Annotated in this window: 16 protein-coding genes and 1 pseudogene; 13 read left to right on the top strand and 4 right to left on the bottom strand. The window is 42.8% G+C overall.

Annotated elements, in window-relative coordinates:
* The 3 genes and pseudogenes from GF401_11560 to GF401_11550 all read left to right on the top strand — a co-directional run.
* Positions 1 to 157, top strand: a 157-nt coding sequence (locus GF401_11560; protein ID MBD3345687.1) for an AAA family ATPase, incomplete at its 5' end; no start/stop codon positions are given.
* A gap of 77 nt (positions 158 to 234) precedes the next feature.
* A complete protein-coding gene (locus tag GF401_11555; GenBank protein ID MBD3345686.1) occupies positions 235 to 465 on the top strand; it encodes a hypothetical protein in 231 nt (76 codons plus the stop codon).
* A pseudogene (locus tag GF401_11550) lies at positions 450 to 800 on the top strand (hypothetical protein). Before GF401_11555 ends, GF401_11550 begins: the two are co-directional and overlap by 16 nt.
* Before the next feature lie 15 nt (positions 801 to 815).
* Here the strand turns inward: GF401_11550 and GF401_11545 are convergent.
* Positions 816 to 7,166, bottom strand: coding sequence for an SDR family NAD(P)-dependent oxidoreductase (locus tag GF401_11545; protein MBD3345685.1), 6,351 nt, complete (start codon positions 7,164 to 7,166; stop codon positions 816 to 818).
* Positions 7,167 to 7,887: 721 nt separating this feature from the next.
* On the opposite strand from GF401_11545, the gene GF401_11540 reads away from it, so the two are divergent.
* A complete protein-coding gene (locus GF401_11540) occupies positions 7,888 to 8,721 on the top strand; it encodes a hypothetical protein (GenBank protein MBD3345684.1) in 834 nt (277 codons plus the stop codon).
* A gap of 188 nt (positions 8,722 to 8,909) precedes the next feature.
* On the opposite strand, the gene GF401_11535 is transcribed toward GF401_11540, so the two are convergent.
* Entirely contained in the window at positions 8,910 to 9,137 is a 228-nt protein-coding gene (locus tag GF401_11535) for a type II toxin-antitoxin system prevent-host-death family antitoxin (GenBank protein MBD3345683.1), read from the bottom strand.
* A 434-nt stretch (positions 9,138 to 9,571) separates the two neighbouring features.
* Here GF401_11535 and GF401_11530 point away from each other — a divergent pair, with 434 nt between their 5' ends.
* The 5 genes from GF401_11530 (at position 9,572) to GF401_11510 (ending at position 18,293) form a co-directional block, all read left to right on the top strand.
* Positions 9,572 to 14,749 (top strand): AAA family ATPase, encoded by a 5,178-nt coding sequence (locus GF401_11530; GenBank protein ID MBD3345682.1) that lies wholly within the window; start codon positions 9,572 to 9,574, stop codon positions 14,747 to 14,749.
* 355 nt (positions 14,750 to 15,104) lie between these two features.
* On the top strand, positions 15,105 to 15,362 hold the full coding sequence (locus GF401_11525) for a hypothetical protein (GenBank protein ID MBD3345681.1): 258 nt from the start codon (positions 15,105 to 15,107) through the stop codon (positions 15,360 to 15,362).
* Positions 15,363 to 15,470: 108 nt separating this feature from the next.
* Positions 15,471 to 16,091, top strand: a complete 621-nt coding sequence (locus GF401_11520; GenBank protein ID MBD3345680.1) for a hypothetical protein — start codon at positions 15,471 to 15,473, stop codon at positions 16,089 to 16,091.
* A gap of 335 nt (positions 16,092 to 16,426) precedes the next feature.
* Entirely contained in the window at positions 16,427 to 17,203 is a 777-nt protein-coding gene (locus tag GF401_11515) for a hypothetical protein (GenBank protein MBD3345679.1), read from the top strand.
* A 115-nt stretch (positions 17,204 to 17,318) separates the two neighbouring features.
* Entirely contained in the window at positions 17,319 to 18,293 is a 975-nt protein-coding gene (locus GF401_11510; protein MBD3345678.1) for a hypothetical protein, read from the top strand.
* 192 nt (positions 18,294 to 18,485) lie between these two features.
* Here GF401_11510 and GF401_11505 read toward each other — a convergent pair whose 3' ends face one another.
* On the bottom strand, positions 18,486 to 18,848 hold the full coding sequence (locus GF401_11505) for a hypothetical protein (GenBank protein ID MBD3345677.1): 363 nt from the start codon (positions 18,846 to 18,848) through the stop codon (positions 18,486 to 18,488).
* A 187-nt stretch (positions 18,849 to 19,035) separates the two neighbouring features.
* Between GF401_11505 and typA the strand changes: the two genes are divergently transcribed.
* The 4 genes from typA to GF401_11485 all read left to right on the top strand — a co-directional run bounded on the left by typA (position 19,036) and on the right by GF401_11485 (position 22,057).
* A complete protein-coding gene (typA, locus tag GF401_11500) occupies positions 19,036 to 20,811 on the top strand; it encodes a translational GTPase TypA (GenBank protein MBD3345676.1) in 1,776 nt (591 codons plus the stop codon).
* A 163-nt stretch (positions 20,812 to 20,974) separates the two neighbouring features.
* Positions 20,975 to 21,193 carry a hypothetical protein gene (locus tag GF401_11495; GenBank protein ID MBD3345675.1) on the top strand — a complete coding sequence of 73 codons (219 nt, stop codon included), beginning with the start codon at positions 20,975 to 20,977 and terminating at the stop codon, positions 21,191 to 21,193.
* A 101-nt stretch (positions 21,194 to 21,294) separates the two neighbouring features.
* Positions 21,295 to 21,636: a hypothetical protein gene (locus GF401_11490; protein MBD3345674.1), complete on the top strand. Its 342-nt coding sequence runs from the start codon at positions 21,295 to 21,297 to the stop codon at positions 21,634 to 21,636.
* A 40-nt stretch (positions 21,637 to 21,676) separates the two neighbouring features.
* Positions 21,677 to 22,057 carry a hypothetical protein gene (locus GF401_11485; protein ID MBD3345673.1) on the top strand — a complete coding sequence of 127 codons (381 nt, stop codon included), beginning with the start codon at positions 21,677 to 21,679 and terminating at the stop codon, positions 22,055 to 22,057.
* A 130-nt stretch (positions 22,058 to 22,187) separates the two neighbouring features.
* On the opposite strand, the gene GF401_11480 is transcribed toward GF401_11485, so the two are convergent.
* Positions 22,188 to 22,949, bottom strand: a complete 762-nt coding sequence (locus GF401_11480) for a hypothetical protein (GenBank protein ID MBD3345672.1) — start codon at positions 22,947 to 22,949, stop codon at positions 22,188 to 22,190.
* Positions 22,950 to 23,258 lie beyond the last annotated feature (309 nt).

The raw sequence follows: 23,258 nt of genomic DNA, 5'->3' as shown, positions 1-23,258 counted from the left end.
GGCGTTCGGTCAGTGGGGTGAGTTAATGGGAGAAAACGCTATCGCTACGGCCACACTTGACCGGCTTTTACATCATGCACAAGTCATCATCTTGAAAGGAGAGTCATACCGCTTGAAAAACAGAATCAAACTGGGGTTGGTTCCCCCGGCGAAATGATGTTTTTTTGCCGAAAATGGGAAATAATATCCCGGCGTTTTTGGGAAATATTTTTCCGGTGTTGACAGGCTGAACGCCTGGAAATCCATTACACACCAAAACATGGCAGTTGGCTGAATATTGCGGAAATTGAACTCAGCGTTTTGAAAGGCCAGTGCCTTAACCGAAGAATTCCGGAAATCGAAACGATGCGTAATGAAGTGCGTGATTGGGAATTGCGTCGCAATAATCGTGAATCAAAAGTAAACTGGCACTTTACTACAACTGAGGCAAGGGTTAAATTGCATAGACTATATCCGAAACTTTAACCGGTACATGGTACTACGTCGAATCCGGCAAAATCCTTGAGAATTTCTCCGAGGCTATCAAGGCACAAAAGAAATACGAATCAGAGATGGAAAAGATGGAGTCAGAACTGAAGGTGATTCAGGATTCTCTGAATGCAGCACTTGAGTCTATCAAAACCGGATATGACAAGGCTGCAAAGGAAAAAAGAAACGTCCTGACCCAGAATCTCGACAAGTGGAACAAGGACTATGCAAAGTATTCAAAGTTCGTCCATGAGAGCAGCGTTTCTAAAAGAAACGAGATTATGCAGCCTGTTGTCGAGAAGGTTAATGGTTTTCTGGAAATTTGGGGGCATGAGCACAAGAGGTCATCACGTACCCCGCTGCACCGCAACCTTCTCAATCTGCCCCACCGCCTTCTCTGCAAGCTGTTTCAGCGTAATGCCTTTAATAATCTCGAACGAAGTAAGCTCGATTCCCAGTTCTTTGTTGAGCCGGGAGGAGAGTTCCATTCCCATGAGAGAATCGATACCCAGGTTATTGAGAGAAATGTCGGCACTGATTTTGGTTTCGGGCATTTTAAGTACTGATGACACCTCGGATTTCAGGCGCAGGATGCCGAATTCGATCGGTTTACCGCCCGATTGCTTGAATTCCTCAAGTTCCTCGGCAAGCTCGGCGAGTTTCACGTTGTTCTGTTCGCCTGCTTGTGTGGCCATGACCTCGGAGAAAAACTCCGATTTGGCCGCCTTGGGATACATGGAAGCCCAGTGTTCCCAGTCGATATCGAATACGCCGATATTGGTGAGATCATTGAGAAGTATTTTTCCCAGCGCCTCGAGTGCTGTCTTGACCGGAATTTGGCGAATTCCCCCTTTAGCGAGCATGTCGGCAACATCTTTGTTGCGAGCCACAACACCGGTATCGCCGATAGCGCCCCAGTTAATCGATGTGCACGGCAAACCCTGCTCCCGTCGCCACTTCGCAAAACCATCTAAAAACCCGTTTGCCGCGGCATAGTTGGCCTGGCCCGCATTGCCGATTACCGCAGAAACAGAGGAATAGCAGACAAAAAAGTCTAAAGGCTCCTTAAGAGTTGCTTCATGAAGATTAATCGCGCCTTTGACTTTTGGAGCCATGACACGATCGAGACTTTCATAATCCATGTCCCGGATAAGCTTGTCATCAAGCACCATCGCTGCATGAATAATGCCGCGAACAGGGGGGAAGTCGGCTTTGATCTCATTCATCACTTCATCGATTCCATTTCTGTCGGTGACATCTGCAGCCAGTGCTTTAACTCTGGTTCCAAGGTTCTCCATATACTCTACACCAGTTTTTGCTTCATCGGTTTGAAGCCCGCGCCTGCTGAGAAGCACAAGATGACCGGCGCCGTTTTCTGCAAGCCATTTGGCAGTTGCCAGACCGAAGCCGCTGAGACCGCCGGTGACAATATAGGTGCCGTCCTCGCGAAGGAGGTCTCCCTTGAGCTGGCGAACTACCGGGACGATCTGGTCTTTCATGTCTATGACTATTTTGCCGATGTGCTTGCTTTGGGCCATGTAGGTGAAGGCATCTTTGATTTCTGAGGCTTTGAATATTGTACAAGGATGTGGTTTGAAATATCCCTTTTCAAAGCATTCAAGTACCTGCAATGCGCATTCGTTCCATACTTTTTCATTACTGACAGCAAGCCTGTCGATATCAATTGCAAAAAATGAAATATTACGGTCAAAAGGGCGCATGGGAAGAAAATCATTATTAATAATGCCCTTTTTGCCAATCTCAATATATCGTCCATTTTCACTTAATAAGATAAAATTCGAGATAAGGATTTCATCATCCTGAGCGCTGAAGATTACGTCAACGCCATAGTCATCCGTTAACTGCAGGATGTTTTCAGCAAAATCGAGAGACCGGGAATCAAATACGAATTTAATGCCTGTTGATTGTAAAAACTTCCTCTTCTCTTCATTTCCTGCAGTTGCATAGATCTCTGCGCCCAACCATTTTGCTATTTGGATTGCTGCTAAGCCGGTTGCACCTGATCCATTGTGAATGAGGATTTTTTCGTTTGCTGATAGATTTGCCTTTTTTACTATACCGTAATAAGCTGTAATAAACGTAGTGATAAATGGTGGAAAGTTAATATCAATATTCTGAGGCACCTTGTAAATATATGGTGAGTTTGTTGTTATATATGCTTGCATGCACCATTTATCCATCGCAACTATTACATGATCTCCGGTTTTAAATTTATCCATTGAATCGCCTGCATTAACAACCACTCCAAAACACTCTATTCCAATAGTATCTTTATTATAAGTAGCCAATGTTTCAATTTCAGGCATTTTTCCGATTATCTTCAGTAAATCCTTAAAATTAAGAGCTGTATAATGGACTTTAATTTGTATTTCATTTTGCTTTGGATTTTTCAGTGGCGCTTTTTTAAATGATATATCCTCAACCAAATTCGTGTCGTGTTTGTTTATTATGATGTTACTATCGGTTGTTGAAATAAAACTTTGAGCATCGTTCTGAGGGATCGAAAATGTTTTCAATTTTTTTGAAAATAAGCTGTTCTGCTCAATAAACACATTGATTTCTGATGAGTCGAATAGCAAGTTTAATAAAATATTGTATCTATTTCCGTGGCCATCAAACGGTGTACAAAAAACATTGGCCATTTCAAGATTTATCACTTTGCAAAGTGTGGAAATGGTAGAAGAATTAGATATGCTAAATACTTTATCTTTGTTGGTATGGTTAATAACAACAAACTTGAAATTGTAGCTGATGCTGTTTAGTACGTTTGCAATAGATAATATTATATTGCACAATCCGGTGATATCGTTATCATATCCTTCAGAATGATCAGAAAAAATGCCATTTTCCGAAATATAAGCAACATATTTTGGAAACAAAACATTGTTTTTGAATTGATTCAATATTATCTGTTTCAGTTTTTCGCTGCTAATGGTATTGTCAAGCACCAATTCATTGAATGTTATCTGATTTGTATTTAATAAATTGCTTAAATATTGCAGGTTATTTTTCGAGTGCCCCATAATCAGCCATTCATCGGAATCCTTCGGGCCATCAGCTTTGATTTCAATCTCTTTCTTTTCAATCTGGTAAAGCAATCTCTCTGAATCTTTTTTGATTACTGTTTCATTAATTGCAGATAGCACTATTGAAGACATGTCTATGATTAATCTGCCTTGTTTGCTGTATATTGCTGCATCACCTTTTATGGTATTTCTGGTGAGGCTTGTAATCTTCAAGTAAACATAGTATTCATTTTCTGTATTTAAAAATGTATTGATCAATAATCTGCTTATAGAAACCGGCACTAACGGCCGAAGGTTTTCAAAATTGTTTTTTATTGAAAAACAAATGAAACCTTGAAAGGCAGCATCAAGAATTCCTGGGAAGAGTATGGAATTATCCTCGAATGGCAATGCTTTTAATTTTATTTGAAGCAGCGCTTCATCCCCATTCTTATAAACGTTTCTAATAGCTTTAAATGAATCGCCATATTCTAATCCACAATTTTGAAATAAACGGTAAATGTCATCTGATGATATAGTTTCTGGACAACGTACTTTAATCACATCTATATCTATATCTTTGACAATTTCATTTTTATGGCTTGATAAAATTCTTCCCTGTGAATGCAAAGTCCAATTTTCTTTGTTGTTATTAGTAACAATTTTGCTATAAAACGAAAACTGCTTTGTTTGCTGATCAAATTCAAGGTGGAGTTTATAAACTTTTTTATCAGTCAGAATAAGCATCTTTTTAAATGAGAGAGAGTCCAAACAGAGAGGAATGGCATTGCTATTGATTTCATTGTTAACTGCCATTGCTGCATCGATATAGCCTGCTGCAGGAAAAACAATATTCCCGGCTATTTTATGATCTGAAAGGTAAGGGAAATAATAAATATTCGCTTCAGACTCCCATGCCGGCTTGGGCAGGCGCAAGTTTTTCTGCAAAAATGGATGGGCCTCAGGCCGGCCGATTCTGTCTTCTTTTGATTCTTCGGATTCCTGCCAATATATCTCAGTTTGCCAGGGGTAAGTCGGGACTTTAATGAACTCTCCATATGCAGGCGATACAGCGTTCCAGTTTATATCTTTGCCAAGAGTATAGAGAGCTGCAAGTGATTCCAGCATTCGCTGATTCTCCGGTTTCTGGCGCAGCAGGCTGGGCAGGATTTCTCCTTTTTTGTCTGCGTGGGACAGGTTGGAGCCTATTGAGTTTCTGAGTACCGGATGGGGGCCTATTTCTATAAAAATGTTATATCCAGCGCTAAGAGTCTTTGTGAATGAGTCGGCAAAGCAGACTGGCTGGCGGATATTTTTGCACCAGTAATCAGCATCGAGTTGCTTACCATTTATTCTTTTGCCGGCAACAGTTGAAAAGAGCGGGATCGCTGTTTTTAAAGGATTGATCGCTCCAATCGATGCTTTAAAATCTTCAAGAATCGATTCGGTTAAAGGGCTGTGGAACGGTACTTCAACTTTGAGTAATTTGTTGAAAACCTCTTTTTGCTGCAGTATATCTGAAATTTCTTTAAGCGAAGATTCATTACCTGAAAGGGTAACTGATGAATTGTCATTGATTGCAGCGATCGATATCGAATTCCCAAAAGGCCGGATCAGTTTTTTTGCTTCTTTTTCCGCCAGTCCCACGGCAAGCATAGTACCTTTGCCGGCTAAGCACTGAAGCGCCCTTCCCCGGTGGAATATTAGCTTCATTGCAGTCTGCAGGTCGATTGCTCCCGATGCCCAGGCAGCAGCAACTTCACCAAGGCTATGCCCGATCACTGCATCGGGGGTAATGCCCCGGGATTCCCAGAGCTTTGTCAATGCTATCTGAACAGCGACAAGCGCAGGTTGCGTAACAGCCGTCTCGTGTATTCGTGAGGACTGCGCATCTTTTTGAAGCTCTTCAATGATTGACCATCCGGAAAACTGTCTGAAATAGAGATCACATTCTTCAAGAGCCTTCCGGTAAACCGGTTGAGTATCATATAATTCTCTTCCCATAGCGTGCCATTGGGGACCCATGCCGGTATAGACAAAGAGGATTCTTGGTGTATCTCCCATTACATGGCCGGAGACTACGGCAGGGGTTGCTTGTCCGGAAGAAAATGCTTCAAATTTCTCGATTAAATCACTTGTGGATTCTGCAATAACTATTGAGCGCAAATCATGGTGGCTTCTCCGGAAAATTAGTGTATGACAGAAATCTTCGGGTGATGGATTCTCCTGACGCAAAAACGTTGCATATTTTCCTGCAAGCTGCTTAAGGGCTTCGGGATGACGGGCTGTGAATGGGACTATATACTGCTTTATCGATGAAGTTTTTATCTGAACAGGAAGATCCTCTCTTGTCTTGGCTACTGGCGCAGATTCGAGCAATGCATGAACATTGGTGCCGCCATAGCCGAATGAGTTTACTCCAGCATATGCAGGTCTATCGATAGGGCAAGGCAAAGGAGTGAGTTCTGTCGGGATTTTGAGGCACATCGAATCGAATGGAATACTGGGATTGAGATTATCCGCATGCAAAGATGGTGGAATTTGTCGATGCTTAAGAACGAGCGCCGCTTTAATAAGGCCTGCAATGCCTGATACGGCTTCTGTATGGCCAATGTTTGTTTTAACTGAGCCTACATGAATCGGATTTTCTTTTGATTTAAATTTTTCAAATACACTGTTTATAGACCAGGCTTCAGCAGCGTCTCCCGCAACGGTACCTGTTCCATGCGCTTCAATATATTTCACCTCACCAATATCTACTTTTGAGCTTTTATATACATTATTTATTAAAGCTGCTTGCGCCTTTTTATTTGGCAATGTAATTCCGGCTGTTCGGCCATCCTGGTTCATGCCAATATGTTTAATGCATGCATATATATTATCTGAGCTATTTATCGCATCGCTTAGCGGTTTCAATATTACTGTTGCAGCTCCTTCTCCTCTGCCGTAACCCGCAGCATCTTTGCTGAACGCTTTTGAATGACCGTGACCAGATAAGAAACGTCCTTTAGAAAGAGCAACCATGCTATCAATAGATAGCATACAGGAAGTACCACCGACTATGGCAATAGAGCATTTCTTATCCCATAAAGATGAGCATGCAATATATAAAGCAGAAAGTGAAGAGGAGCAGGCAGTGTCAATTGTAATGCATGGTCCTTGAAGATTTAGCAGGTAAGAAATCTTGCTTGAAAGCATTGTCATCATAGTATTAACAGGTGTATGCTGAGAGATTAAGCTTCTATTGGTGGAATTAAGCTGTAATAAATAATTATCTAAATGGAATCCTGCAATAAATACCCCAATTGCATCCAATGCAGCCTTTGTATAATTTAAACCTGCATTTTCAATCGCATCCCAGGTCGTTTTCAGGATTAGTCTTTGCTGCGGATCCATTGATTCTGCTTCGCGTGGAGAAATACCAAAGAAAAGAGGGTCAAATTCGAAAATATTCTCAAGAAATGCTGCTTTGAAGGTAGACATTTTCCCCGGCTTATCAGGATCCGGATCATAATATTTCCGAATATCCCATCTATCCTTAGGAACTTCGGAAATACAATCTTTTCCTTCGCACAGATTTTTCCAAAATTTTTCTGGTGTATCCGCGTCGCCTGGAAATCTGCATCCGATACCAACGATTGCGATAGGTTCTTTTTTTTGGGCCATTGCCATTTACCCCGCTTTTCTGCGATTTGAGGAAGAGAGTCGATTAATAATCACTAAAAACAATGAAATTTGGTGCAATTGGAAAGAATTCAGCAATTTTTATGCCAATGAGCATTTTTAATGGTTGAGAATGTCACTACATTATAATATGTAATATAATATTTAAAGTATTAAATATAAATTATACAGATATCAAATCAGGTTACATTTAAATTACATAACAGGGAACTGATTAGCTTTTTTAATGTCCTGTATGTAATAAATTTTATAATAACAGGTAATAAAATGCAGTATTTATATTCCTTTTTGATTAGAAAAATGCTAATTTCTTAATATTGAGAAAGCTCAAATTCAGATAAGCATATGATCTCTATTATGGACTATTAAGATATTGCAATTTACCAGATTAACTGCCTGCTCCAGATGTGTCATGCTGCCTTCGTACAGCAATCCAAAAATTCGATATCCAATTGGCTCTAAAAAATTAGGTCTTGGTTTTTTGCCGGAATGATGAGGACCAGAGGTATTTATTTGGGCAGATTTCAATATTTAATAAGAAAAGAATTTATCAATAAAATATGGATAATAGCAGATATTTATATCATTTGATATGTATTAATATATATTTTCTAAATCGTAATACCCGGTAATCCGAAAACAAAGTATTGATATCCGAAACAAATGCAAAATTTGTATTGCTTGTGCTGAGCAAGATTGATGCTTTAAAATGAAAATTTCAATTATTTATTTCTCGCAGACTGGAAATACAAAGAAAGTAGCAGCAACAATTGCAGATGCTTTTAGTAATCAAAAGCATAATGTAAAACTGATTGCATTAAAGAGCGCATCACATGAGGATATAGTTTCATCGGATTTATTCGGGATAGGATGCCCTTGTTTTTCAAGTCAAGCACCTACACCTTCCAAAAAGTTCATCAATGGGCTTCCCTTCTTAAGCCAGAAGAAAGCCTTCGTTTTTGCAACTTCTGGTGCTGCCCCAGGAAGGGTTCTCTATGATCTAAGTTATCTGATTCGAAAACGGGGAGCAATAATTATAGGCGGCTTTTTGAGCCGTGGAACTTTGTATCATCCGGCTCCATGCTTATTAGGTAGAATTCCAAATCGCCCTAATGATGAAGATTTGTCACGGGCGAAGCGCTTTGCGAATGCAATCAACAGGCATATTTTAAATAATAAATCTGGTCTTATTTCTGAAAGCCATCATACAACTCTTAAACGCAAAAATGGATTCTATGATTTAGTTGCATTAATTTGCCGTGATAGCTTTTTGCGTTTTGCTTTGCCTAAACCGAAGCATAATATTCAAAAGTGCAATAAATGTGGATTGTGCGCAAAAGAATGTCCGATGGATAATATAACCCTAAATCCCTTTCCAGTAGTAAGTACTGAATGTATCAGATGTTACCGTTGTTTGGCCGTTTGTCCGCAAAAGGCATTCAATGCAAATTGGTGGCAGGGAAATATTGCCATTCAATTCTTTTATAATACAGTTTTTGAGCGATGGTTTGGAGATCTGGAACCTGGAGAGCCTATTTACTAAAACGAAAAATACTCTAAAATGGTAGATCGGTATTCCAATAGGAAAGGCAAAATCACCCGATATACTGATTTTTTAGCTAACATTGCCGAATGCTGGTTGATGTTCATGAATATGTATCGGCACTAGCTTCACCCTGCTCAATTTGTCATATTCAATTATTTCTTTTCATTTCGATGCAATGCTTGCCATCATCTTTCATACACATTAAAATCCGGTATCGGGCTATCAAAATCTTCTGATATAAATATTTTATCTTTGGCGCTGCCAAAAACCGGAAAGTGTTCAGGTGCATGGACCGGCACAAGTTTTACTCTGCTCGATTTGTCTCGTTCAATGACGATTTCTTTTCCTTTGATTGCTTCGTCAACAAGTTCATCGAGATGATGACTGGCCTCAGATAGTGGAATAGTACGCATATAGTTACTCCTTATTGATTTTAATATATGTTATGCACTTTTGTTTTGGAATAGAAAGTTTCGCTCGATTATTTATAAGGTATTGTCCACTCATACGATAAATCAATCTTTCATTATCCGGGATTCTTTTGAAAGAATGCTGTGTCTGGTGAGCCGGCCGAACGTACGCAACCGTTTTTGCGTTTAATTTTTTTGGAAACCGGCTATAAAACCCCCTGCTGCATCCCACAATATATTGTGGGTCCGATAAAAGGTTTGTAGCACATGTTGTATACCAACCCTTTACTAACAGAATACTCATAAAAGTAGACAAAACCGAAAAAAAATCATTGACACGGTTCTTGTACCATCTGTAAAATATAAGATCGAAAAATTGCAGCAGGCTCGATGGCAGGCAAGGGGTAATATAATATTTAGTCAAGGTTGGTAATTGAATGGGTCAGGTATCGTCGGTTTTTGACACAGTGAATACTATCGCTGTGGGAAATGACAATGACGTCTTACTGGTGCGCAAGCGCGACACTGATGAGCTTTTTCTGTTGAAATCGATCAAGGAGCGCACATTCAACGGACATGTGTATGTCAATCGCAAGCTCCGTTTCCAGCGCGAAATAAATATTGTCTCTGCACTCGAGCATCCCCACATTGCCAAGCCCTATGCTACTATTGCCGACGATAAAACCTTTTCGATAGTCTATCCATTTAAACAAGGCAAAACCCTTGGCAAGCTTATCGAAGAGGGCCCATCCTGCACGCCGGTCGAGGCGGCCAATATTGTCATTCAGCTTCTCGACGCCCTTGAATATATTCACATGCGCGGCATTGTTCATGGGGATATCAATCCGCATAATATTTTTATCAACGATCAGAAAGGGATCGAGCTTTTAGATTTCGGACTTGCCATGACCGAGGAAGAAGCCCGCCGGCTCCCTGAGGGGCGCATTACCGGCACGCTTCCCTATGTCGCACCCGAACAGCTTGGATTCACCGATTTCAAGATCGACACCCGCACCGACCTCTACTGCGCAGCAATCGTTCTGTATCTTCTTGTGGCCAAAAGGCCCCCTTTTATTGTCGAAGAAAACAGTATCAAGGAGCTTCTGGATGCTACAGTAAAAAAAGATGTCGATCCGATACGAAGTGTCCCGACGCTGATCAATGCTGTGGTGAAAAAAGGACTGAAACCGTCTCCGGACGACCGTTATCAGACCGCCACCGGCTTTAAATACGATCTCCAGGTAGCGCTCCAGGAGCTCAAGGGCACACCGCCGGAGATATTTCTTATCGGGCAGAAAGATGCCGTAACAGCGGTGAACCGGACCAGGCTTTTTGTTGCCAGAGAGTATGAAACCGGCATACTGGAGACCGGCCTGAAACGGCTGGCCAAAGGCAAAGAGTCATCGTTTCTTATTTACGGTAAATCGGGAATAGGCAAAACTGAAATAGTCAGGCAGATCAGGTTTGAAATCGACGAAAAGCAATTCCATTATCTTTCATCAAAATGCAACAGGTTTACACCGTCGCAGCCCTATTTTGTTATCAGGCACCTGGTCCTTGAATTTCTTTCCAGCCTCGATTCGCTTCCGGAAAACGAATATTTAAAAGCAAAGGAACAAATTAAAGCAGCGCTCATAGAGAGTTCAGGCATTATCTGTCGACTCGTTCCTGAAATGGAGAGCATTTTTGATGAAGTGCGGGAGATCGACAAGGTTGAAAAGGAAAAAGAGGCAGACCGCATTATCCATGTGCTCACACAGCTCCTTAAAACATTCTGTTCTGTGCGGCCGATAATCTTTTTTATCGATGATTTTCAGTGGATCGACCGTATTACGTTCGATGTTTTTGCGCGGGTAATTGCTGAAAAATTCCCCTGCATGAACATTTTCTGCTACAGAACAAGCGATTTGAATGATGATCTGTATGTTTTTGGCAATGATATGCGCTCGTATGGCTTCGGCAAACTGATTCCTATTCAGCCTTTTACTCAACGAGAAGTCACTGAGCTTTTCAAGTCACGGTTCGGGAATATCAATAATCTGGCAACGCTCTCAGATATTGTTTTGCGCAAGACCGAAGGCAATCCCTTTGTTCTGGCCGAAGCAATGACCTATCTGGTCAATAGCGATATTCTCTATGTCGATGAACGCGGATGGGCGCTCAACGAAGCAGCGCTTTCCGACCTTCCGGACAAATTCGATGCAGTATCGCTCCTTCTCGATAAGCTGAAATTGCTCAGCCCTGAAGAAAAGCACTTTCTGGAAATTGCTTCCTTAATTGAAGGCAAAATCGAGCTGTTTGTTATCAGAGAAGTAAATGGTTTTACGGATGATTCACTGGAAGCATGTGCTCATCGACTCGAAAATCTGGGGATTATTACAAGAAAATTAAACGGCGGCTATATTTTTGGGCATGATAAAATCCAGGAATCAATAAATAATGGTATTTCTAAAAAAGAAAAGTTTGAGCTATATGAAAAGCTCGGAAAAATTTACGATCGAATGATTCCGGACAACAACGAATATATATTCAATGCCGCAGAGTGTTATCTTAAAAGCAAAAATATCATAAAGGCGACACAACTTAGCTATGAAGCAGCAAAATATGCATCCGAGAAAATTGCGTTTGATGTAGCGATACGATATTTTAAAAATACACAATTTATGGCAAATCAATGTCCTGCATTAGGATTAAAAGCTCCAATTGATATGGCAAAGGCAGATGTTGCTTTTGGCGATGTTTTAATGCTAACAGGACGAAATGAACAAGCGCTAAATGTATTTAAGCGGCTATTAAACAGCTCTAATGACTTAGACTATTATCAAAGAATTGAGATTAAGCTTAAAATCGGAAATATCTATCACCATAAGGGCCTATTTGAGCAATCTATTCCTCATTATAAAGAAATATTAATAAATTTAGGCGATTATATTCCGAAAAAACCAATATTAATTAAAATTTTGCTAGTATACGAGTATTTAATTCAAGGCATTTACAGTCTTGGAATAAAAAAAATAATTCCTAAAAGGCATAATTATGAAAGCATATTAAAAGTGCAAATTTATAATAAATTGTCTTTTTCGCTTTATTACTTTGATATGATTGAATGTATTTGGATACATTATAAAGCTCTCAATTTAGCTGATAAACTAGATGACTGCTTTCAAAAGGCAGAAACATACACGCTGCATGGAGTGCCAGCTTATCAAATGTTTATGCAAAAAAGGTCTTTTAAATATCTTGAAACTGCCAAAATAATAGCCAGAAAAATAAATAGAAAGGACAGCTATGCATTAGCTCAGACATTTTTAGGGCTAGCAAAATATTATAGTGCATTGTGGGAAGAAAGCAAAAAACATTTACTAACAAGCATAGATATTTTCAATTCTATTGGAGATAAATGCAGCCAAGGTGTTAGCCATGAGCATATATGGAGAGTTGATATAATGCGCGGGCAATTTTTTGATGCTGCAAAATCTAATGACAGTGCTATCGCATTTTCAAATAAATACGATGATAAACATGCGCTAATTGCATCAAAAGCAGCAAAAACATATATAAATCTAATCAAGAAAACAACAGTAGATAACAATGATGTAATGGAAGTAAACTCATTGGTTGATGGATGCGAGTCTTTTCTTTCTCGAAATCATGCGGGAACGTTTCTGATTCAAGTTGATATTATACTAAAAAGGTATGATGCAGCATATTCAAGATTTAAAAGCATAGAACCTTATATTCTTCGAAAAAGCTTTAATGCTGAATACAATGTAACTGCTTTTACAAATATATGTGAATTATTATTAAAAGAAAAGCTATTTAGACAAAACAATAAGATTTCTAGGTTGTCAATATCAAATTCAGCTTTAAATAGAGATTTGAAGTTCAATATGTTTTTGCTGCGGTTTTCATGCTTGAGTTATCCTGCTTATAAAGGCGCGTATTTAAAAATAAAAGCTCTGCGAGCATTATCGCAAAATAAAATAAATAAAGCAAAGCATTTTTTTATGAAGAGCATTGAAAAGCATCATGTAATGGATATGCGTTATGAAGAAGCCCGCTCCCTCCGCGATTATGCAATTTTCCTCGAAGACACCTGCAACCGCCCCGGTGAAGCCCGCGACCAGTACAACGAAGCCTATAAACTATTCTCCTGGTGCGGCGCAAAACTGGAAATGGACCGGATTAAAGACAAGGTTGATCCCTGGGTAATCAGGCAGTATGCTCCTGAACCGGAGACAAAAGTCATTGAAAAGAGTTCAAACACTACTAACGTTTCATCGGTTTCAATGGATATCAACCAGCTCAGGATCGAAGAATTATGCAACCTCAGTTCATCGATAAGCTATTCTGATGATATCAATGAATTATTCGTCCAGGTGCTGCGGGCCATGATCAATGTTTCGGCCGCGCAGTATGGTTGTTTATTTATTGAAGGCGATGAGCATCATGAAAAGAAGTGTCTGTTCATGAATTACGAGGGACAGATTTTAAGCAGCAAGCAGGTTGACTGGTCGCCAAAAATTGTTGATAAGGTAAAAGAGACCCGTGAGGGTATTCTGCTCAAGGATGGCGTGCGGGAGCGGGAGCTGTTGGGGCATGACACGGTGAAAATCCGTTCGGTGCTGTGCATTCCGCTCATGCGGGGGGAGCGGTACCTTGGTTCGGTATACCTCGGCAACAACAATGTCAGTTCGCTCTTTACTGAGCAGGTAAAGCGGATCAGCGAGATGCTCGCGGCACAGGCGAGTATCCTTGTTGAAAACGCGTATCTAATGGAGGATTACAAAAAGCTGAACCGGTCGTTGGAGCAGCGGGTGAAAGAGCAGACAAGCAATGTTCTGGACAAGCACAAACAGCTCGAGGAATCCAATTTAAAACTGGTGGAATCGGAACGCATGAAAGGGTTACTGACCGGCACGGTGGTGCATGATATCAAGAATTATGTTGCCGGTATTGACGGTCATATTCGCCTGTTTGGACGGCGGTTGCGGGGCGACCACCGCTTGCAGCGTTCCATCTCGCTGGTAGAGGAATCATGCATTGACATTGTCAGCTTGTCGTCGAACCTCCTGGATGTGGGGAAGATGGAGGACGGCAAGCTTGTGCTCAATATTCAGAATATCGGCCATGAACATCTTGCGGGCCTCGTTGAAAAATTCAGACACAATGTTCTCTTTGAAGAGAAGAACATTACCATACATTTTATCCCGCCTTCACAGCGCGTTACCTTTGAAGTCGATCCCTATCTGTTCGAGCGGGTCATTCAGAATATCTTCTCCAATGCGGCGAAATATGTTCCCAGAGGCGGGAAGGTTTCGGTTTCCGTTAAAGATGAGGGAGAGAAAGCATTGATCTGTTTTTACAACACAGGAACGCCGATTCCCTCGGAGCAGCGGGCGACACTCTTTGAAAAATACGCCCGCCTTGACGGCACCCGGTCGCAATATTCCAAAGGCCTTGGACTCTTCTTCTGTAAAATGGTGGTAGATGCTCACTACGGCAAGATCTGGGCCGATGCCGATAAAGAGGGGAATTACTTTTATCTCTCCTTTAACAAGACAATGCCGGTAGTACAGCCTTCCCCTGATGATGACATGAAAGCTCGAAGTTGAAGGCCGAAAGGCGAAGCGTACCGTCCACACACCAGGGAGCGAATGGAGACGTCCGGCACTGAAGTACCGTCCACACAACAAAGGGCGAATGGACTCAGCAAATGCTCCTCCTGCAATTTTTTCCCTCTCTCACATCGTTGTCGCTCTCCCGATAGCGCCTCGGGACTAGGTCTTTTGTCACCTATCTCTACTTCTTCTCCCTCTGCCTCAACCTTCGCCTCAACAACATATTATATTTAATACACCAGGTATAGAGCCGTAATTGGTACATGCAGGAAGGAGGAGAGGATGCCCATTACTCCATCACTCCATTGCTCCATTACTCCAGTTCATCACAATCAAAGGAATACATATCATGCGAAGTTTTTTGTTTAACATGAGTCGGAAAGGGATTTTACGGGGCTCCCCGCTGAAATTACTGTTTGGCATGCCGGTTCTGTTTTTATTTGCCACCGGAGAGTTTATCAGAGAGATGCTTCGCCCAAACAGTCTTCTGCGGCCGCTTATGTTCCGTATGATGAAGCAGATGTCGCAGCGCAAGGCTGCTCAACAGAAGCAGCCCCGGCGCGATCGCTCGCGGGAAGTTCAGGCCCATTACACGGTTCACGAATAGGGGGGAAGAGTTGGGGGGATGGAATAGTGGGCAACGAAAAATATTTTCATTTCTTACCCATTACTCCATAGATTCAGTACGTCACTGCTCCAATTCTCCGTTTCTCTCATGCCGGCTTTTATTCTCTTTCTTTTCCAGACTGTAATTATTTCGATGTCGGGGGTAATGGCCCCCGGGCCGATGACTGCCATGGTTATCGGGCGGGGGAACAGGTCGCCGCATGCCGGGGCATTGATCTCCCTGGGGCACGGGATTGTTGAAATCCCCCTGATGATACTCCTTCTTGCAGGGTTCGGGCATGTTTTCAGCATTTCCTGGATCAAAGCCGCGACCTTTCTTGTGGGGGGGATATTTCTTTTTGTCATCGCCGTCGACCTGTTCCGCTCTGTTAAGAGTGTCGAGATCGCCCCAAAAGAAAGAGTATCGTCGCCGGTAGGGGAGGGCATGCTCCTGAGTATCGGTAATCCCTATTTTTTAGTCTGGTGGGCCACCGTGGGTATGGCGCTGATCGATCAGGTGCGGGATTTCGGTATTACCGGATTTGCGGTGTTTGCCCTGGTCCACTGGCTCTGCGATTTTGTCTGGTTCTATTTCCTTTCGGCCCTCTCATACCGGGGCGGAAAATTTTTCGGCAATGTTTTTCAGAAGGTACTCTTTGTTGTATGCGGAGTGGCTCTTCTGTTTTTTGGTGGGATGTTTGTTTATAGAGGGGTTGTGAATTGGGTTTGAATTTGATTCGAATTTAGGGACGGAGGCAAATATTCGATTTTAGTCCCCTTTCTCAAGCTCCTTCCTTCTTCGATATTCATTATAGTAAACAAACTCCGGTGGGAAAAGTATCCCGATTTTTGCAGGGATGCATAATCCTTTGTAATTAAATGACTTACAGTGATGTCTTGCGCAAAATCTGTGTATATTGAGTCGTATCACCCCAGTATTCTCATCCTTCCGTTTCCCGCTTATGACCGGTATTTCCTTTTAAAACAATAACTTACATGTTTGGCAAGCTTTTTGATTTGTTTTAAGGGCAAATGGAAAGATTTCAAATCACCAAGGAGGACTTCATGAAATACCGCTTACTTATCTCGCTGATTTCGGCGTTTTTGTTCGGAGGATGTGCAGTTTATGAGAACCCGGTCTATGTGCCCGAAGACGAAAGGGATGGGACAACCACTATCATTATCGATGATACTCCTCTTTATGTGGATACCTATCTTTCGCTGCCGGATCCCATCCTGGAGATACTCGCTCCCCATGTCCAGGGGTATTTCTCACCCCGTCAGACTCGCTACGGTAATTTTCTCTACTATCAGGATTATCCGCGTTATTCCTATAACTTGCCCTGTTATGTAAAGGCTGATTTCAATGGCGATTACCGGGACGATTATGCATTTCTCTTTACGCATGAAGAGCAGTACTATGACTACTGGGCGATTTCCACGAAACTGCTTGTCGTTCTCAGTACATCCTCTTATTATGAGCTTGCCGTGGAGATGGATCTCGGGACGGTTGAAGCCGGGTATGATTATCCGATCGAGGAATACTGGTCGATCAGTCTGCTTCCCGAAGGAACTCATACTTATACATCATGCAATCATGGGGTAGAGGTAGTTGAAGATGTGGTTCTTGACATGGATGCGATCGTGCTGTCCTTTCTCGAAACCGAAGAGCAGGATCTGATTTACGCCGATGCATACAACGATATTTATTATATGACCTGGGATCCGGGCAGCCTTGCCAAGAGGAGAAGCCTTGGTAAAAGCAGCGCCGGGAAAAAGGTCGAGATTAACTGGAAGGATAAATTAACTAAAAAAGCAAAGGAGGGTACGATTAAAAAATAAACGCATGTGATTGAGAGCTTTTGCCCGAGGCGGTGTCGAAAGGCGCCGTCATTTTTTTTGATTTCGAGAGGTTGGAGACAATTATTATATTCTTCCAAAAAGAAAGGTGTTGGCTATGTCTCGTAAACCTCGGCTCAATGCGCCCGGAGAATTTTTCCATGTTATGGCACGCGGCATCGATGGTATGCCTATATTTAAAGATGATTACGATCGAATTATCATTCTGAAATACTTTGCGGCAGGGTTAAAAAATGCCGATTATCGATGCTATGCCTGGGCCCTGATGAATAATCATTATCATTTTCTTCTGAGGTCAAGTGAAATCCTCTTAGATAAGCTCATGCGACCTCTGAATGCAAATTACGCGCAGTATTATAACAAGAAATATGGCCGTCGTGGTTATCTTTTCCAGGATCGATTTAAATCTATCGTAACTCAGGACCAGAAATATGTCGAGGAAATCATCAGATATATACATCTTAATCCAATTCGTTCCGGCATATGCAAAACAATCAGGCAACTCGATGTTTACCGATGGACAGGGCATTCGGTATTGCTTGGAAATAACGAAGCGTCGTTTCAAGATACCAAACCTGTTCTCAAAAGATTCGGTAAAGATATCAATGCTGCCCGCAAAGCATATACCGCCTTTATCGAGGAAGGCATTGCTGCAAAGGATGAGCCGGAAATTATCAGGGAAATCCGAAAAAGCAACAATGGTATTTTAAAAAATCATGACGTCGGCTGCTGGGTTATTGGGGACAGAGATTTTGTCTCAAAGGTCCTGAGAGCCGATAAAGATAAGCGATTGCGTATTGCACGATATCATCAGGATGGCTGGGACCTGGATCAATTATTAATGCACATAGCCGTGAAGCTTGCAGTTCCGGCAGACCGTATTCTTTATCCCAGCAGAAATTCAGTTTTTGCTGATGCCCGCCACTTGTTTTGTTTTCTGGGATATAGGGAATTAGCGTTTTCGGCCAGAAATATTGCTGATTTTTTGCATATTTCTCCCTCAGCAGTGTACGCATCTTCTCAAAAGGGAAGGATTATTTCAGAGACGCTGAATGAAAAACTCCCGATTTAGGGCATATTTCGGCAAATACTTCTTTCACTCTTTCCGAGAAAATTTCATAATTCCAGGTTAAAAATGGACCATTTTTCGGCGATATTCCTATGGCTTTGCTTATAATGTAATTTTTGCCTCCGTCCCCAAATTCGAATCTGTTCTAAAATGTAATATTTTTCTCCGTCCCTAAATTCGAATTCGAATTCGTGTCTACCCACCCCGCTCTTCTTGCTGAAGGATTTTCCATAAATTATCCCGCTGAACGGGGGGCATCTCGCCGAAAATGATCCCGATCATGGTCTCATCGCTGCTGATATCTGCAGGACGGCTCCAGATTTTCCGGAAATCGCTCTCAAATTCTATCCGATCCTTCTTATATTTCCGGGTAATCCACACCCGGCCGGTAGGACCTTCCTCCGGGAGATGGGGTATCCGGATACACATCCCGCCGAGACTGATATTCATGCAATCCGCGCCTTCCACTACCTTGCCCATCATGCGGACTTTAATATCACATTTGATTTTATGACGTTTATATTTTCGACGGTTACAAAACACGGTTATGCTCCCCAAAAACTTGAAATTACTCTACATATTATATCATTGAGGAAATATCGCAGCAACCGGTTCCGGGCAAAATTTGAGCATCGAGGGCATAATAAACATGCTTTTTTTGCGTTATATTATAAGATAAAGTAATTTTAACGGACTTTTTTATACAGAATACTCACGGATAACAGAAAAGCGGACACAAATGGATATCAGTCGGATTAGAAATGTTGCAATAATCGCCCATGTGGATCATGGAAAGACGACCCTTGTTGATCAACTCTTTCGCCAGAGCGGCATGTTTCGCTCCAATCAGGTGGTGGCGGAGCGGTTGATGGATTCGATGGACCTTGAGCGGGAACGGGGAATCACGATAGCGTCGAAAAACGGCGCCTTTAACTATAAAGATCATCTGATAAATATTATCGATACACCGGGGCATGCCGATTTCGGCGGTCAGGTTGAACGGGTGCTCAAGATGGCCGACGGGGCCCTGCTGCTGGTTGATGCTCAGGAAGGTCCCATGCCGCAGACCTATTTTGTGCTTCGTAAAGCACTCGCCTTGAGCCTTCCCATTATTGTGGTGATCAACAAGATCGACAAGCCTGCTGCCCGAAGTCATTGGGTGGTCGATCAGGTGTTCGATCTCTTTGTCAACCTTGACGCCCCCGAGCATATCCTCGATTTCCCTATTGTCTACGCATCTGCCAAGGAAGGACATGCGTCGGCGGAGAGCGAGACGCCCGGCACCGATATGCAGCCCCTCCTCGAGTGTATCCTTTCCCATATTCCCGCACCCACGGGTGATCCCGAAGGTCCCCTCCAGATGCTTGTCTCCTCGATCGAGTATTCTCCTTATCTCGGGCGGCTTGGTATCGGAAAAATTACCTCCGGCACGCTGAATACCAGTAAAGAAATTGCCGTTGCGCTCCGTGACGGTTCCATCAAACCTGCCCGCATAACCAAAGTCTATCGGTTTGAGAGTGATGGGAAAGTTCCGGTCGATTCTGCGGGAGTGGGTGAGATCGTGGCCGTTGCCGGTATGAACGAAGTGACCGTGGGCGTTACCTATACGGATCCGGAAAACCCGATCCCCCTGCCGCCCACGGAGATCGATCCGCCGACTATTTCGATGAATTTTATCCCCAATTCGTCTCCCTTTGCCGGGAAGGAAGGGACCTTTGTCACCTCCCGTCACCTGCAGGAACGCCTGGAGCGGGAGGTGCTGGGTGATGTCGCTCTTCAGATCGAACCGCTTCAGGAGGCAACCGGCTATAAGGTATCGGGACGGGGGGAGTTGCATCTGTCGATCCTTATCGAACGGATGCGCCGGGAAGGATATGAATTTCAGGTCTCCCGTCCCCAGGTCATTTTCAAAAAAGAGGGAGGAAAACAGCTCGAACCCTATGAAAAAATGACCGTGGATATCGATGAAAAGTACATGGGTGGGGTGATCGAGAAACTGGGGGTGCGGAAAGGAAAGATGGTCCATATGCATCAGGAAAACGGCATGGCCCGTCTCGAGTATATTATCCCCACCCGCGGATTGCTCGGGTATAAGTCCGAATTCATGACCGATACCAAGGGTATGGGAGTGATGAACTATATGTTTCATGATTATGATACCTTTGCCGGTGAGATAAAGAACCGGAAAAATGGTGTGCTGGTGGTTAAGGAATCGTGTACGACTGTCGCGTATGCTCTCTGCAATCTCCAGGAGCGGGGCAAGATGTTTGTCGGCCCGGGAGTCAAAGTGTACCGCGGGCAGATTATCGGTCAGCATTGCCGGGAAGGTGATCTGGTTGTCAATCCTGCAAAGGGGAAACGACTCACCAACATGCGCGCCGCGGGCTCGGATGACAATGTCCTTCTTACTCCTCCTGTGGAAATGATGCTCGAGGATTATATCAACTACATTAACGATGATGAACTCGTTGAGGTCACCCCGCAAAACATTCGCCTCAGGAAACTGGAAATAAAATCGTAAGCAAACGTGCTTTTATCATTGCATTCTGATCAGACCCTTTATATATTCGAAGTATGGAAAAGGAAATGGGGTGGTAGAGTGATGGAGTCGTGGCATAAAAGGCAAAATATCCTCCCATCATTTTATTACTCCACCACCCCGAATATTCAACAAGGAGCATCTCATGCCGGATGACATACGGGAAAGGCAGGATCGGCGGGATGATGAAGATCGCCGGAAGGCCCATGATCTGGAGTATTTCGAAACAGAGGATAAAGAACGCCGGACTTTTAGCGAACGTCGTTCAAAGTCGGAACGCCGGTCGAGCTGGGTCCGGGTCGGCAGGTGGTTCAGTATGATCGGCGAGTCGCTGGGATATCACAAAAAGGACAAACAGAAATAATCTTCTTACGACGGGATAAGGTACCATGGTTCGACGGATGTTCCCTCTGCCGAGGCAGAGGAAGACGAGTAATTGCGATTTTACATAAGGAATAACACCAGGTGAGCATGTCAATACTTTTAGATTTTCTTCATGTAAAACTCTCGGCAGAGCTTTTTGATACGGTTACGGCAAACAGATTTGTCGAACATCTTCCCTGCACAGTCGATCTGGTTGGGTGGGGCAAGGAGCTGTATGGCTCTATCGGCGCGGATCTCGGAGAAGAGAATCCGGTGTCGAATATTCCTCCCGGTGGTCTGGCCTATACCAATCACGGTAATTATTTCTGTATCTTTTTCGGGCAGGCGCCCGCATGGCCGGTAGAACATATCGGAAGGATCGTAGAACCGTGGGAAGATGTCTTGCGGAGCAGTCTTCGAAGGGTGACGGTTTCAAAAACGTGAGAGAATATCATAATCGATACCGGACAGGATTATCATTAGTATGTTTCGGTTGTTTGTAATTGTCGGCATTTTTTTTGCATCGACATATGTTGCACTCACTTATATTGCCTCGATTATTCCGGGGGCAACCGAAACAAAGCAGCCGGCAAGGGAGACCGACAGACAGGAACGTGATATCCCCTCACCATCCACCGACTCATCGGCCCTTCACCACCTCCTCAAAAAACTGTACCCCTCTGTTCCCGAAGAATTATCCCGGGCCGTTGAAATTGCCGAAAGTTTAGACAGCAGCAAGTACAATACTTTAATTAAAAATCTGAAAAAACAACCCACCCATGAAAATGACACAGCCCTCATCCACAAAATTAAAAAAACACTCCGAGAAAGAGAAGAATTCCTTGAGCGGATTAGTGGAAGATGACGGGAACTCAAAAATTGACGATAGGGGGCAGAGGGTAGAGGCGCCTCTCACATGGTTGTCACTCTCCCGATAGCACCTCGGGCAGGTCTTTTGTCTCAAATCACACTTAATCTTCTTCCCTTCCTCCCCATCATTTGTTAAAAAACAGAAATTTCGGCGACCATTTGTGGAGCATTTTCTGCATGAATTCGAGATTTTGGGTTTTCTGGGCGATATAGGCGATTTCGGAGGCATTTTTTCGGATTTCGGTTTCGTGGGCTTTGTGAAGACCGCCGTTGGCAATGAATGTTCGGATTTGAGTAAGTGCTCCTGCATTGAGCCACACGCCATGATCCCGGCACTGGGAAAGGAGAATCCCCGAAACATTCTTGAAATTACTCTGGACCATAAGCCGTCTGCACCGGACACATTTGACATAGGATTGGGGTGTAGGATCGAAAGGCTTTTTGTCAAAGGAAAAGGGGATATTTGAGTCGGAAAAGACTTCCCGCTCGGAGGTTAGTACCTGAAATTCGAAGGTGTCGATCCACATACCGGCACAGAGTGGGCAAACGAGAAGATCGGTGTCCCGGTAAATTTTATTTTCGAGCTTAACCGCACAGGCCGGGCAGAACGGTTCCTTATAAGTCGCTTCCATGGGATTGAATGTGCCGCAGTAGGGGCAAAGCCTCATCAATTTATTGAATTTCCTCCCGCAACTCCTGCACTCACCGACATCGAGAACATTTTTAATCGACCGGTTTTTCTTTTCGCTCTGTTTATCCAGATAGGAATGAAGACTCGGTTTTGATGGTTCCTTTTTCTTTTCAGAAACCTGCCTCAGCCGCTCGTTTTTTGCTTTCCCATTTTGGTGTGTGTCTGAATGATTTGGTCGCTTACTATTGATTGTCATAAAATAAGCCCATCGAGGTTCAGAGATGTTTTTGTTCCTTTTGTCCTAATATAGATTCTGCGAAGGGAAGAACATGCAAAATATTAAGAGTAGGATTTACTCTTTTGGCGACATTTAATTAAATCATTATAAATCTTTCTTGCCAGGATCATCTACTGCTATATATAATTTCAGTACTGTCCAAAATAAATTGAAATATTGGAAATAACCGACATTGCAGTGAATATGGTCCGATTTTTTATCGTAATTGAATCGAAGTTTACGTTATACAATTATTTTGATTGTTAAACGCCGATGACGCCAATCTTG

The sequence above is a fragment of the Chitinivibrionales bacterium genome (assembly GCA_014728215.1).
Lineage (GTDB): Bacteria > Fibrobacterota > Chitinivibrionia > Chitinivibrionales > WJKA01 > WJKA01.
Note: the sequence above shows the minus strand (reverse complement) of the source record. Positions and strands in the feature narration are given on the sequence as shown.